Source organism: Providencia sp. JGM181, assembly GCF_018257375.1.
Lineage (GTDB): Bacteria > Pseudomonadota > Gammaproteobacteria > Enterobacterales > Enterobacteriaceae > Providencia > Providencia lanzhouensis.
This window is the reverse complement of sequence record NZ_JAERJY010000308.1, coordinates 1-527: the sequence shown is the minus strand read 5'-3', so window position 1 is coordinate 527 and position 527 is coordinate 1. Positions and strand designations below refer to the sequence as shown.

Here is a 527-nt window from a genome sequence, read left to right as displayed (position 1 = left end):
ATGACCAGTGCGCAAGTTTCGGTGGGGATCCGCAACGTTATCAAACTGTTTTATCGCCCAAAAGGGTTACCCATGAGCGTCGAAACCGCCTCAAGCCAACTGACGTTTCGCCAGCAAGGTCAGCAGCTTGAAGTCCGTAACCCAACACCGTATTACATCACGTTGGCGCAATTGAGTGTGGGTCAGCACCCCATTGATGTACGAGAACTGGGGCCGATGATTGCGCCCTTCTCCACCCAAACTTACCCCGTCAAAGGCGGCGCCACACACGCAGAGTGGAGAGTGATTACGGATTATGGGGATATGAGTCCCGCGTATCAGGGGACGGTTCAATCAGGAGATATTCGCGATGAACAACATTAATTTATTGAAGATTAAAAAACCTGCGTTATATCGCCTGATTGGCGGGATTGCCCTATTGGCTTCACTTTTTACCCAGACTGCATGGGGAAATAACATCCAAGACCAAATTAATGGGCTGACACTGCATTCAACCCGTATTATCTACCCCCACGATGCCAAAAATG

General features: G+C 49.5%; 1 pseudogene. It reads left to right on the top strand.

The features are described from left to right. Window positions 1–363, top strand: a pseudogene (locus JK188_RS17675) (molecular chaperone); the annotation flags it as partial. Between the last annotated feature and the right edge of the window lie 164 nt (window positions 364–527).